We start from the raw sequence: 13,657 nt of genomic DNA, 5'->3' as shown, positions 1-13,657 counted from the left end.
CTAGAACGTGACCGGCGCTTCAAAGCGCCCATGCCATTTGCCGTCATTTTGACGCTGCAGTCCAGCAAAGTTCATCAAGGTTTGCAAGGTTTGCTGGTCTGCTAAAGATGCCTTGAGCTCAAGAACGAGGTCAGCGACCAATGTGCCCTGTGGTGACAGCGTGAGGTCAACCTTCAAAGCCACACCCTCGTTTTGCCCTTCCAGATTGGCAGATATATGCCCTGCCTCGCAGCCCCCTGCGCCCTCAAGGATAAGATCTTGCCCAGAAAACGCGCGGAATGCGGGTGTAAACATATCTGTGCGCACATCAAAGCTACCATCCACGCACCCCTGGCCCGCATCAAGTGTCAGGGACCGCGCCGTAAGCGCAACATCACCTGAAAGCGGCCAGGCCGAATGAGCGAGCGCGAGCGGTGTTATAAGCGATATATCTGTAAACATCGCGCGGGACGCGGACACACTGGACACCTGCGCACGGCCATTACGCCCCATGCCGTTCAGCGTTACCAACCCTTCGAAACCACCGGTCAGGAGTGCGCCTATATCCGGGGTAATCTCAACCGTACCGAGCGCCACACCACGTGCCTGCACACCCTCAAGGCGTGCGTGAAAAAGCCCACCGCTCACCCGTTCAAACGTCACATAGCCGTCAAGGCCCAACCAGCCGACAACAGCGCGCGCGGGCATCAGCGCTACCAGCAACACAAAAAACGCCACAACAAAAATGACCAGCAACTGTTTGAGGCTCAGCATCAGCGCGCCTCTTCAAACTGGAGCTGGGCACGAAGCCGCCCGCTGTTGCCTGATTTCTGGAGCGATACCTTCACCGGCGTGATTTGCTGCTCGTTGGCGAGCGTCGTTACCCAGCGATAAAAGGCGGGCGAAGCCACATCATCGGCCCAGATTGTGAGAAGGCCATCCTCGCTTGGCTGAATGCGGCTGATGGAAACACCCGCCGACCGGGCTGCAAGCGCCACTGCAACCCGCAGGGGCTCCCCGTCGCTATCCGTCTGGGCAGGCTGCCCGGCAGCACGAAGCGCTTTCACTTCCCCGCCAGCATCTGCCACTAGGCCGTAAAGCTCCTCTGCAGCCTCCAACTCATGCGCGGCTGTTGTGCGGTAGTTACCGATAGGCCTGATCACCAACAGCCAACTGAAAACCAGAAGTGCTAGAATGCCGCAGCCCAGCAGCAGCCCGCGCTCCCTGTCACTCAACCCAGCCCAATAGTCTCTCATGACACGCTCCTCAGCGTCAGGTCGGTCACCACACGTGCACCTTCTTGTCGGCTTCCGCCCTCACTTACCTGTATGCCGCGCGCGGACAAGCGCTTTTTGAACGCCTCCCCGTCTGCAAAAGACGCAAATGAGATGGTCACTGCCATTTCACCACGAGCATTGTCAAAACGTAGCCCCTCAAGAAGGGAGCCTTGTGCGCTGTTGGCCTCGGCAAACAGCAGATCAGATAGTTTCAGGAACTCGCCGCCACTTTGCTGCCGCAGCTTCATCACTTCCTGCCGGGCCTGCGCCCGCATATTGGCGATACGCTTCACATCCGGAAAGCTGGCTTTAAACAGGGCTTCTGTCTCTTGGTACAGAGCATCAGCCGCACCACTGTCGCGGGATGCTTCATAGAACTGCAAGCCCACATAAGCACTCAGCGCCATGAGGCTGATAACAACCGCCCGGCGGAAGAAGAAGAGCATGGCCCCAACGTCAGTACGCCCGGCAAATTTGCCTTGGCGTAGGTTGAAACTCGTTGTAGCTGCACCGCCTAGTATTTCCTTCCATGCTTTCAGGCTGATGGGCGTAATGCCCGCAGTGCCAAGCATCCGCACCGCCAGTTCAGTTTCAACTGAAAACCCCTCGCCCATTGGCATCCGCACCCGCGCGCAGCCATCAGTTGGTGCGACAGCAACTGGCTGATCCTCGCGCGTCAGCAACATATAGTCCGGCGCCACAACAGCCGCGTCCACGCCAAGGGCCGCAAGGGTCGCAAGCGCGGTTTTCATATAGTCGTCAGTCACAGCGGCAACAACGCCTGTATCACCCTCATTCGGCCAAACGGCGAAATGGGTATCCGCTGCACTTCGGGCAAGCTTCTCTTCCGCGAGGCCCGGTGCAATTTTCAGAAGCTTCGCGATCGGCAGCTTGGGTAAAGTCAGGCTCCAGCTGGAAACCGCTGTGCCGCAAAGTACCGCAACAACCCGTTCAGCCTTCACGCTTGCGAGGGTGTCGGCGTCGATGTCCCGAAGCCATCGGCCATCACCGCTGACAAGACCCGCGTATCGCACAAATCGTGCGTCGCTGCTTAATTCTATGACAAGAGTATCGCTCAATAGATTACCCCAAACTCACGGGCCATAACCGTCGCCTTACCACCTTCCCCAAGGAAGAGGTGGGAGACAAGTTCAACCCTTGCATCATAATATTTAACTGAAATTCTTGCGTCAAAAGCCTGCGGTTTCACGCTGATGCGTGACCGCACGGTCTGGTCAAGCGTCATGCCAGCAAAGGCACGCTCCGCCCAGAAACCTGCGTTGTCGCTATAACCACCTGCGGGCCGCTCAGCAATCACCCGGCGGGCGGCCTCAAGGTCAAGCGCTGTGCCCACCAGCGCCACCAGAAGCGGCGCATCTGACGGCTTTAACGTGTTGGCGTTCAACACCACCGACGCTGTGTCCGGCCGCACGCAAAGGTGTTTTTCAACAACTGTGCGTATCTCAGGCCCGTATCCTTTCACAAGCCGCAGTTCGCTCAGGTCCACCATTTTTGTGTTGGCTGCACGATAGGCTGGTGAGAGCGCAGCATAATCATAATCTTCCGCTCCCATGGGCCCTGGCCTGCCGTCGCTATCAATCCAGTCTGTGAGTGTCGCGGTCAAACGCTCCGCCTCAAATGCCGGAAGCCCGAGCGCCACAAGAAGCCGGATATACCGCGCGCCACCTTGTGCGTCTGCCGCCAGCCTGCCCTCAGCGCCACTTACAAGGCTGTTCACATTGAAGCAGTTGCTTGTATCCTCAACAACTCCCTCGATCATACCACCATCAATGGGGTAGCTGATCGCACGGCCTTGCCCACCACCAGTGAGTGCAATGAATTTGGCATCCGCGCGGCGCATTTCTTCCGCCGCCAAGCGAGCGATAACTTCACCACCCAATGCATATTGCCTCGCCTGTTCATGCATTTTCACAGCCGTGGTACGTTTGATGGTGAAACCAAGGTTCTCAAATGACGCAACCGCGCCAACACTCATCACCGCCACCAGCAGCAGCACTGTCACAAGAGCTGCGCCCCTGTCATGCCTGAGCACGTAAAGCGCCGCCTTCATGACGATGCCCCCACTGTATAAAGGCTTGTGAGCGTGCCCCGGCCATCAAGCTCAAGGCTCAGTTCCACCACCTTAGGCAAACTGCCTGCGCTGCCCGCTTTGCCGTGCCAATCAACCACCCAGGTATCGCTGCTGCGGAACCGCACGGAAACTGATTTAACACCGTGCATCAGCACCTGCTCCGTCACCGGTGTGGCGGGCGTGACATCTGGCCGCGCATAAGCCCGGCGAACGAGGGCGTCATCTTTCAGCGCATATTCCACCCGCTGCAGCGCAGGCGCAGTGTCTGACACCCGCGCCGCCATGTGGCCACCACGCACAAATGCCAAAAACGGTGCAACATCACCCGCTTTCGCCAGAAGCCGGGTTGTTGGTACACCCCCGGTGAACATGGGCTGCATCCCGCCAAAGGCATCACGCACGGGCCGAGGGAGTGCATGCTCAAGGTCACCACGGATAAGGCCTCTGGTAAGCTGTACTTCTGCGATAAAATCATCCGCTGTCGCGAGCGCCTGCTGCCCGCTGTTGAAGCTGATCAGTATGGCAACACCCGCCGCACTCACGCTCGCAAAAATGAGCATGGCAACCATTGTTTCAACAATGGAAAACCCGGCGTCTAGGGGCATTCGTTTTTGCGTACCGCGCGCCATCTAGTCGCCTCCCCTGAAACCCGTGAGGGTAGCGGCAGGCGCATCCGTACCAACCGCACTGACAAGGACATTAAGCGCAAGCATATCACTGCCCGAGATCACCCTGACCTCTTCCTGCCAGTGAAACTCGACCCCGAGCTGTTCATCTGTTCCGGTTTTTGAGCCTGCACGTGGGGCCTCAGCTTGCGTTTTCAGAAGCGTCAGGCGGTTTTCCGCCACGATGGCGGCAAGCGCCTGGGTCTGCACACGGGTGGTCATGCGCGCGCTACCGGCCTGATTTTCAATCATGGTGACAGCCGCGAGCGAAAGCACGGCAACAGCCACCAGCAGTTCCAGAAGCGAGAAACCGGCATCCGAGCGGGAGATATGCCTGAGGCCCCTAGTCATTCACACTGACCTCAAAGCTGCCATTGCCTGCGCTTTTCAAATGCCCCTGCCTGCCATCAACCATCAGCGTTACATCAAAGGCTGCAACTTCACCTGTTGGCAAAAACCACACATGCGGACGCACATCACCTTGTTTGCGCTCAAGCGCCACCTTCTGGCCATCAACCTCAACACTGCTGAGGGAGGCACTGTCCCACGTGCCGCCCTGCCCGATCATGGCGGGGCGGGACTGCCATATGCCTTGCTCCAGCACAAACGACGTGAAGCCACCGTCTTCAAAGCGCACACCAAGGGCCCGACCGCTTGAAATAGCGCTGCGCGAAAGCGCGGTCAGATAGGTTTTGGTGCGCGCCATATCCCGCTCAAGCCGTGTGTCGCTTGTCGGCATCATCAAAACAACAGCACCCGCCATCAAGCCCATGATGGCCATCACCACCATCAGCTCAACGAGCGAAAAACCATCATCTTTCTGAAGCGCAGGTTTCATGGCGAGTTATTGCTTTCAGGATTTCCAGTTGCCAATGTCGGCGTTCAGGCCCTCACCACCCAAACGGCCATCAGCGCCGAAAGAATAGATGTCAAACGAGCCATGCTCACCGGGCACAAGGTATTGGTAAGGGTTGCCCCACGGGTCTTTCGGTAGGGTCTTGATGTAGCCCTCGCTGCGCATGCTCGCCCCTTTGGGCGCTTTCATCAGCGCTTCAATGCCATCCTCAAGGCTGGGGTATTTGAACGTATCCATGCGGTACATCTCAACTGCTTGTTCAAGCAGTTGAATATCGACCCGGGCTTTTTCCACCATGGCCCGGTCCTGACTTGGCAACACATTCACCACCACCACGGTGGTCAGCAGGCCAATAATCACGATCACAACCATCAGCTCAATGAGCGAGAAGCCTTCATCGCGGCGGCTTTCCGTAGCCAGTGATTTGATCCAGTTTTTAAAGCGCGTTTTCATCGCCCGTCTCCGTCAAGAAAGTACCAAGCTGTTAAGCTTGAGGATGGGCAGCATGATCGAGAGCACGATGGCCCCCACGATGCCGCCCATGAAAATTACGATTAGAGGTTCAAGAAGGCTGAGGGCGGTTTTGGTGAAACCATCAAACTCAGCATCCAGATAATCCGCCACCCGGTGCAGCATGTGCGAGAGCTGGCCACTTTTCTCCCCCGCCGCCACCATGTAAGCGAGCATGGCCGGAAACTCCCCAGCCTGCTTAAGCGCCGCAGACGTGCCCATACCTTCGCGAATTTGCGTGATCGCGCCATCAAGCGCGCGGCGCATGCGGTCATTGCGCACTGTCTCACGGGCCGCCATCAGGCTCTCGAGCACCGGGCTCCCACCCGACACCAGCGTGCCAAGCGCCCGCGCAAACCGCGCCGCGTTCACTGCCCGCACCAGACGGCCAATCACCGGGGTTTTAAGGAGCGCGGAATGCACAAAAAACCGGAATGCGGGCAGACGAAGCGCACTGATGAAGGCGAAGACGGCAAGACCAATAGCGCCAAACAGCCACACGCCGTAGCTGACCAGAAAATCTGATACACCAACCACAATCTGAGTTAACACCGGCAGGTCAGAGCCAAAACTTTCAAACTGGCTTACCACCTTGGGTACCACAAATATCATCAGCGCCGTCACCACACAGACGGCCACAACCGCGAGCACGATGGGGTAGATAAGCGCAGACTGCACCTTGGAGCGCGTTGCTTGCGACTTTTCCCGGTGGTCTGCCACATTTTCAAGCACACGAGCGAGGTCACCCGATGCTTCACCCGCAGCCACCATCGCGCGGTAAAGGTTATCGAAGCTCAAAGCTTCATCCGCCATGGCTTGGCTCAGACGGCGGCCTTCCATCACGCTGGCGCGTACCCGTGTGAGCACACGCCGCGGCGCTGCTTTCTCCGCCTGCGAGGCAATAGCCCCAAGCGCTTCCTCAACCGTTGAGCCTGCGCTCAGCATCGTGGCCAGCTGGCGGGTGATCAGCGCCAAGTCCCGGCCACCAATAACCTCGTCGCGGGTGAACAAGGCTTTCTTGCGCGCAGCTTTCTTTTGCGACGCCGGTGCAATTGCCGTTGCAAACAGCGCGTTGGCTTTCAGCCGTTCCCGCGCCTCACGCTCGCTTGCCGCAGAGATAACGCCGCTTTTTGCCTTGCCGCGACCATCCAGCGCTTCATATTCAAACGCCAGCATCTGCCGCTCCCTGCGCGCGAGATACCCGCAGCACTTCCTGTGCCGTTGTCAGGCCTCTGATCACCAAGTCCTGACCGCTTTCCGAGAGCGTTTTGGCCCGCCTGAAAGCATGGGCTTCTATGTCTTGCTCAGGCGCGCCTTCCTGCACCATGCGGCGCAAGGTTTCATCAATGCGCACCAGTTCATAAATACCGATACGGCCCTTGAAGCCCTTGCCACCACAATCCGCGCAACCAACAGGCTCAAAAAATGCGGCTTCAACCTTGCTCGCAACACCAAGCTGCTTGCGGATAAGCGCGTCGTTTGCCGCAGGATTTTTGCACGATGGGCACAGCCGCCGCACCAGCCGCTGCGCCAAAATCGCCTTGACGGTGGAGGACAGAAGGAAAGGTTCAACCCCCATGTCGCGGAGCCGGGTGATGGCAGCAACCGCGCTGTTGGTGTGCACGGTGGAAAGCACCAGATGGCCAGTGAGCGACGCTTGGATTGCCATCTCAGCCGTTTCCATATCGCGGATTTCACCCACCATCACCACGTCTGGGTCTTGCCTGAGAATCGCACGCAGACCGTTCGCAAACGTCATACCCACCTTGGCGTTCACCTGCGTTTGGCTTACGCCCTCAAGCGCATATTCAACCGGGTCTTCGACCGTCATGATATTGCGGGACTGGTCATTCAGAAGCGTGAGGCCCGCATAAAGCGTGGTGGTTTTACCGGAGCCCGTCGGCCCGGTGACAAGAATAATGCCGTTCGGCTCGGATAGCGCATCAACAAGGCCAGCGTGCACCGCTTGCTGCATACCGAGATCTTCAAGGCTCAGGTGCGCTTGGGACGTGTCCAAAAGCCGGAGCACCACACGTTCCCCGTGCCGGGAAGGCAGCGTAGAGACCCGCACGTCAAACGTACGATCACCGAGCGTAAGCGAAAGCCTGCCGTCCTGCGGGATGCGTTTTTCCGCGATATCAAGCCGCGCCATTACCTTGATGCGCGAAACGATATAGGGCGCGAGCCGCGCAGAAAGGCTGGCCACTTCGGCCAGCACACCATCAATACGCAAACGCACGGAAAGTTTGTTTTCAAACGGCTCCAGATGCACGTCTGATGCTTTGGTTTTCACCGCCTCGGCCATCATGCCGTTGATAAGGCGGATAACCGGCGCGTCATCGTCGTTCGCCAGCAGGTCCGCCGCTTTGGGCATGCCTTCAAGCGCGCTATCCAGGCTTTCAACCGGCAGGTCATCTTCCGTGTGCGCGCCAATGCCGTCGGCGGAATAAAGATTGGAAAGCAAGCCATCAAAATCCTGCGCAGACCGGTGCTCAAGCTGAAGCGGGCGATCAAGCACCCGGCGTACTTCTGCCAGCATCAGGCTATCCGCACCGTCGCGCACGGCAACAGTTGCGCTGCCATCGTCGCTGCTCACCAGCGCAAAACCGTGTTCGCGGGCGAAGCTGTATTTAAGGACTGGGTCAACTCGTTCCGTCATCGTATTTATTCCGGCCTGCCTTCATCAATGATCGGAAGCGGTGCATTTAGCGGTGCGGGCGCATTGCCGCCCATCACTTCATTCACCAGTTGATCAATCGGCATCTGCGATTTCACACCCGCTTGTTTGGTGCGGATATAGTCATACTTCCGGGCCGTCACCGCACTCATATCCTCGCTACCGCGCAGGATGGTGGGGCGGAGGAAAATCATCAGGTTTGTCTTTGACGCGTTTTTCTTGTCGGACCGGAAGGCACGGCCCAGCAGCGGGATATCACCAAGAAACGGCACTTTATCGACCGAGGTGGTCTCGTTTTGCTGGATAAGGCCACCAAGCACCACGATCTCCCCGTCCTTGACCCGCACGGTGGTCTGGATTTCGCGCTTGTTGGTAATGAGATCAGTCGATTCGCTGTTGATCGGCCCCGCAACGCTAGAGATTTCCTGCCGGATAGCGAGGCGGATTTCGTCGCCCTCGTTCACCTGCGGTGTGACCTCAAGCTGGATGCCCACATTCTTGCGCTCAACCGTACGGAACGGGTTGGAGTTGGCACTGCCAAGCGCCTCGCCCGTTGTGATCGGGATTTCCTGACCTGACAGGAAGCTCGCCGGTTCGTTATCCATCGTCACGATAGAGGGGGTGGAAAGGATATTGCTGCCCGTATCGGTGGCCAGCGCATTGAGGATCACACCAAACACACCGCCGCCCTTGGTGCGCCCACCAACCCCCAGGCCGAAGCCGTTGAAGCCCAGAAGGCTGTCTACCGCTGCGGCTTTCAGGAGGTCAGATGTCGACGAAGACGATGAGCTATCGTCATCATCGTCATCGCCTGAGGAACCGCCTTTGCCGTCCACCACCAGTGCGCCAGTAACCGCCAGCACATTGGGCGCAGAGTTTGAATAGTTCGCGACAGTGAAGGGGATACCGTCCTTGTCGCCGCCTGCGAGAACATATTGCACGCCGAGGTTTTTCGCAGCACCTTCAGACACTTCCACCACAATGGCTTCCACCAGCACCTGCGCCCGTGCAACATCCAGCATGCGAATTACACTGGTGAGTTTTTGCTGCATCTCAGGAGCCGCGTTTATGATAATCGCGTTGGCGCCCGCGTAAGCAGACACCGTAACCTCGCCCACAGGCTGTGCCTTGCCGTCGGTTTTTTTGATAGAGTTGGTGATGGTTTCCAGCATCGGCAGAAGCTTGTCTGCGTTGGCGTGCTTCAGGTAAATCACCCGCAGGTCACCGCGTGAGGCGTTGTTTTTATCCAAGTCCCGTATCACGGGCAGGAACATCTCAATCACTTCCGCCTGCCCCTTGAGGATCAGCGTATTGCTGCTTTCAAGCGGGATCACAGACAGGTTTTGGTAGGTGTTGTCTTCAAAACCCGGTTGGGCCGAAAGCGAGAGCGTGATCTCCGCCATCTCGGTCGCAGAGGTATTTTCAAGCGACAGTGTGCGGATGACGGACTTGTCCAAGTCCATGCTTTGAATGAGTTTTTCGATACGCTCAAGGTTATCTGCATAGTCGGTAACGATAAGGTGCGGCATGCCCCGGCGCGCAAAAGTACGGCCGTTTTTAAACACAAATGGCTTGGCCGCCGCCTGCACCGCCAGCGGGTCTGCAAACTTGAGGGTGAACACCTTGGTGATCATCAAATCACCCACACGGTCTTCATCCACCGGGCCTGCTTCCTGCGCCACCTGATCATCAGGGATGATCTTAAGCGCGCCGCTTGAAGTCGTTACGACAGCGAAACCATTGACCCTGAGCGCGGAAAGGAAGGTCTGAAACACACCGTCACCAGAGACGGGATCGGTTGAAACCACATTCACCTGCCCCCGCACGCGCGGGTCAATGATGAAGGTACGCCCGGTAAGCGCCGCGATATCGTCGATAAACACGCGAATGTCAGCGTCACGATAATTCAGCACATGATCCTGCGCGTAAGCCGGGAGGCCGGAGGCCATAAGCACCGATACCAAAAGGATTTTTCTGAAAAATTTCTGCATCATGACCAATTCATTTACCTAAGCGTGACCTCTTCGGTCACGAGCGCACCGTTGCGTTCGATCTCAAAGGTCAGGTTTTTCGCGTGTTTAAATTCTTCCGCCAGCTCTGCGAGGCGCTCGAATGAGGTGAGGGGGCTGCCGTTCACAGCCATCAATATGTCGTCAGGAATGAGGCGGAACTGCGCTGCGAGTGTGGCGTCGGTTTTCTCATTAACCCGGAAGCCTGCAAGACGCCCAGACCGGCGCACAGGCTCAAGTTTGAGCGCTGAAAGCTCGGCCAGCATGTCGTTTTGGGGCATCTTGGGTGTGGCGGCGTTTTGCGCCACACTCTGCCGCGTTGGTTGCCTCACCGATTGGCGCTTACCCTTGGGCCGCAAATACACCGCTTCGCGGATGCCCCGGCGGCTGATTTCCACCCGGTCCGCATATACACCCTGAAGCGTTACGCCGGGCGCGAGCTCTTCACCCACCCGCACAAGCTTCTGGGCATCACCGGATGACGTGATGGCGCTGCCGCCGCCTTCGCCATCTGCCCGCACACCATAAAGCGCGATCTTGAGCGAGCTTTCAGGTGCAGCCTCATCTAATGCGGGGGCTGCATCCGCCACTGCGCGGTAGAAAGGGTCAAAGCTGGTGAGAACAGTGAAATCGCTCATCGGTGTTGGCTTAGCGGCCTTTGAGGAGCTTGTGGTGGCTGCCCCGCCCGGCGTTGGGGCCATCAGGGCATAGGAGAACTGCACGGCGATATAAGCGAGCAATACCACTGCGCAAATTTCGCCAATAAGCACACTCATTTGAACAAAATGGGGGCCTTTAGTCTGAACGGACTTCCGCCGGACTTTGCCATTTTTGTCGCCGCGCCTGAGCATCGCGGACATCGAAGCAACTTTGTTTTTCATTCTTGTCTTTTTACTCTATGACCCAACGCCGAAGCGTTGGGTCGCTGGCATCTGGGTGCCTGATTAGAATTTATATTTGAAGCCGAGCGAAACCGTGCGCCCGAGGTCGTACTGCTCTGTCGCGATACCGAACTGGGTATAGAGAATTTCGTCACCCAGCAGGTTTTCCGCCTCAAGTTTCATCTCGAGCACATTACCGCCCAGATCAAACTCCTTGCTGTAAGCAAAGTTGAGCATCAGAGGTGGGTTCTCAAACTCGTCCGGCGCACCAAACACACCGAGAAGCGACAAGCGCTGGCCGGTGTAGTTGAGCACAAGCGCGAGGTTTTCACCGCGGTCATAATCACGCCAGCCAAGCTGCACGTTGCCGAGCCATTCAGACTGACCCTGGAAGCTGCGCACAGCGTTGGTGACAATGCCCAGATCCGCCTCTGCGGTCGTGGTTTCACCGTCGATGTAAGAGCCGTTGGCCTTGATGAACATCTCACGACTGCCGAGCCAGTCCCAGCCGAACCAATCCTGAAGAAACAGGATTTTTTCAACTTCAACTTCAACGCCCTTCAGCTTGGCAGATTCACCGTTCACGTAAGTGATCAGGCGGCCCTCACCAAGCGCTTGCGCACTTTGCTCGATCGGGTTGGTGAACTCTTTATAGAAAGCACCGACCGTCAGGCTTTCACCCGCAGCAAAATACCACTCAAAACGGGCGTCATAGTTGTCAATCTCGGCGATACGCAGGTTCGGGTTACCGCGAACCGTCAGGCCACGTTCGTCATCAACAAATGGTGCCGTGGAAAGCTCACGCATGTCCGGGCGCGCAATCGTCTGGCTATAAGCCAAACGCACCTGCATGTTATCAACGATCTCATAGGTGAAGGTTGCAGCTGGAAGCCAGTATTCACCCTTCTGCGTTACCTGGATCGCCTCGTCCGTTGTCCGGTCTACGGTATCAACGATCTGCGTGCTGTCCTCATACCGAACACCAAAGGCCAACCGCATCTTCGCCGACAGTTCAACGTCTGCACCAAGATAGCCCTGAATGTTTTCAAAGCTTGCAGTGTAGAAGTCAGACGCATCGAAAATCTCGGTCAGGCGAATGCCGTCCGGGTCAATGTTAACCGGGCCGAAGATGATCTCGGGCACCAGCTGACGGAGGTCTGTGCTGACACCCGACGGGAAGGCGAAGTTATAACGAACGAGGCCGAAGCTACGCTCTTTATCCGCATAGGTGAAACCACCGAGGATATCGATCGGGATATCGGCCACATACATGGGCTGTTCGATATCAAAACCAAACTCCTTGGTCTCTTCATCAAGCACGTTATAGGAGGTGGTGTTACCGTCCGTCCGTGCGAGGATCAGGTGCTCACCCAAGCCATCGTTATATTCATAAACGGTGTTCCGGCGCAGTGGCACATCACGGTCGGAGCGCGAGTAGTTTGCGCGCCAATTGAAGCTGGTGTCCTGAAAGGTATCACTGTCACCAAAGAGCGCAAACACGTGCTCCCCGCTCAACTGGTTGGCCCATACCTGGCTTTCAATCCAGTCGATGGTTGATTTTGTGCGAAGCGAGTCTTCTTGTGCAAACAAGCCTTTCTCGATAACGGAACGCTTGGTGCTTTGGCGCAGAACCGTTGATGTCAGGTTCAGCGAGTGATTGTTGTTGAACTCGTAACCGAGCGACAGGATACCGTTCAGCGATACGTCCATATTGGTTTGGCGCACACCACAGTCATCGCCACCACGGCCTTCGAAGTCTTCAAAGTTACAAACTTCTGGCGCGAAGTTGGACCGGATAACCGGGCCAGCGTTCGATGTGGTCACCGTGCGACGAACACCGTTACGGTGGCGGGTGTTCACATCATAGGTAACAGCCGTGAAGAAACCGAAGGCGCTTTCATCACCCACGTCATACCGGTTACCCCATACAAAATCGATACCCGCACCAGGCAGGTTCGTCTCGCTGTCGATGGACCAGATATTCGGCAGGGCTTCGCCCGCTGCTTCAAGCTCATCGGGGGTAAGGCTTTCGAGCGTTACGTCCTTGAGAAGCTCGGCCGGGATATTCCGGCGCGAACCGCCAAAACCGAAGATTTCAGAGCTTGTGCCGTCATAGCTCAGGCCGTCTTTGAAGGTTGCTTCGGAATTATATTTGCCTTCGATGCCAATCTCGAGAACGAAGTCATCCGGTACAGCTTTGGTGCGCAGGTCGATCACGCCACCACCAAATTCACCTGGGTAAACAGGCGAATAGGTTTTCTGTACCAGCACGGATTCGATCAGCGCTGTTGGGAAGATATCGAGCGGAACAACTTTCCTGAGCGGTTCCGGGCTCGGGATACCCGAGTTGTTAAGAAGCGTAGAGGAATAGCGCTCACCAAGGCCACGAACATATACGTATTTGCCACCAACCAGCGACAAACCCGGTACACGCTGCAACGCAACGGCGACATCACTGTCACCCGCGAGGGAGAAAGCATCAGAGTCGATAACGTTTGCGATCTCGGAAGTAGCCCGCTTTTCGTCAGGAATATAACGGCCCTGAACGGTGATTTCCTCAACACCACTGTCTTGATTATCACTCTCCTGCGCAAAAGCACCCGTTGCGAAAAGCGCAGGTGCTGCAACCAGGAAAGTCGAGGCCATCAGAGAGCCTTTAAGACTATTGTGGGACAATTTCATTTTTCACATCCAGCTTATGGGATTTTCAT

13 protein-coding genes are annotated in these 13,657 nt (G+C 56.9%); all 13 read right to left on the bottom strand.

Going from position 1 to position 13,657, the window contains the following annotated elements:
* Nucleotides 1-753 (bottom strand): type II secretion system protein N, encoded by a 753-nt coding sequence (gspN, locus tag ACOOGA_RS14445; protein WP_417461626.1) that lies wholly within the window; start codon nt 751-753, stop codon nt 1-3.
* Complete coding sequence (gspM, locus tag ACOOGA_RS14440) at nt 753-1,235, bottom strand: type II secretion system protein GspM (protein ID WP_417461627.1); 483 nt, start codon at nt 1,233-1,235, stop codon at nt 753-755. The genes gspN and gspM overlap by 1 nt, the downstream gene beginning before the upstream one ends.
* Nucleotides 1,232-2,335, bottom strand: a complete 1,104-nt coding sequence (gene gspL, locus ACOOGA_RS14435; RefSeq protein ID WP_417461628.1) for a type II secretion system protein GspL — start codon at nt 2,333-2,335, stop codon at nt 1,232-1,234. The genes gspM and gspL overlap by 4 nt, the downstream gene beginning before the upstream one ends.
* Nucleotides 2,332-3,327, bottom strand: a complete 996-nt coding sequence (gspK, locus tag ACOOGA_RS14430; RefSeq protein WP_417461629.1) for a type II secretion system minor pseudopilin GspK — start codon at nt 3,325-3,327, stop codon at nt 2,332-2,334. Before gspK ends, gspL begins: the two co-directional genes overlap by 4 nt.
* A complete protein-coding gene (gspJ, locus tag ACOOGA_RS14425; RefSeq protein ID WP_420428919.1) occupies nt 3,324-3,953 on the bottom strand; it encodes a type II secretion system minor pseudopilin GspJ in 630 nt (209 codons plus the stop codon). The genes gspK and gspJ overlap by 4 nt, the downstream gene beginning before the upstream one ends.
* Nucleotides 3,954-3,977: 24 nt before the next feature.
* Nucleotides 3,978-4,364 (bottom strand): type II secretion system minor pseudopilin GspI, encoded by a 387-nt coding sequence (gene gspI, locus ACOOGA_RS14420; protein ID WP_417461631.1) that lies wholly within the window; start codon nt 4,362-4,364, stop codon nt 3,978-3,980.
* Entirely contained in the window at nt 4,357-4,851 is a 495-nt protein-coding gene (locus tag ACOOGA_RS14415) for a prepilin-type N-terminal cleavage/methylation domain-containing protein (RefSeq protein ID WP_417461632.1), read from the bottom strand. Before ACOOGA_RS14415 ends, gspI begins: the two co-directional genes overlap by 8 nt.
* Nucleotides 4,852-4,866: 15 nt before the next feature.
* The gene (gene gspG / locus ACOOGA_RS14410; RefSeq protein ID WP_417461633.1) at nt 4,867-5,322 is read right to left on the bottom strand and encodes a type II secretion system major pseudopilin GspG; all 456 of its coding nucleotides are present in this window, start codon (nt 5,320-5,322) and stop codon (nt 4,867-4,869) included.
* A 12-nt stretch (nt 5,323-5,334) separates the two neighbouring features.
* Nucleotides 5,335-6,555, bottom strand: coding sequence for a type II secretion system inner membrane protein GspF (gene gspF / locus ACOOGA_RS14405; protein WP_417461634.1), 1,221 nt, complete (start codon nt 6,553-6,555; stop codon nt 5,335-5,337).
* Nucleotides 6,542-8,038 carry a type II secretion system ATPase GspE gene (gspE, locus tag ACOOGA_RS14400; RefSeq protein WP_417461635.1) on the bottom strand — a complete coding sequence of 499 codons (1,497 nt, stop codon included), beginning with the start codon at nt 8,036-8,038 and terminating at the stop codon, nt 6,542-6,544. The genes gspF and gspE overlap by 14 nt, the downstream gene beginning before the upstream one ends.
* A 5-nt stretch (nt 8,039-8,043) precedes the next feature.
* Nucleotides 8,044-10,050, bottom strand: a complete 2,007-nt coding sequence (gene gspD, locus ACOOGA_RS14395) for a type II secretion system secretin GspD (protein WP_417461636.1) — start codon at nt 10,048-10,050, stop codon at nt 8,044-8,046.
* A gap of 11 nt (nt 10,051-10,061) precedes the next feature.
* On the bottom strand, nt 10,062-10,946 hold the full coding sequence (locus tag ACOOGA_RS14390) for a type II secretion system protein N (protein ID WP_417461637.1): 885 nt from the start codon (nt 10,944-10,946) through the stop codon (nt 10,062-10,064).
* 63 nt (nt 10,947-11,009) lie between these two features.
* A complete protein-coding gene (locus ACOOGA_RS14385; RefSeq protein ID WP_417461638.1) occupies nt 11,010-13,592 on the bottom strand; it encodes a TonB-dependent receptor domain-containing protein in 2,583 nt (860 codons plus the stop codon).
* Nucleotides 13,593-13,657 lie beyond the last annotated feature (65 nt).

The organism is Kordiimonas sp. (assembly GCF_965216265.1).
In the GTDB taxonomy this organism is placed as follows: Bacteria; Pseudomonadota; Alphaproteobacteria; order Sphingomonadales; family Kordiimonadaceae; genus Kordiimonas.
The sequence above is the reverse complement of the archived record's forward strand: the minus strand, read 5'-3'. Positions and strand labels throughout refer to the sequence as shown.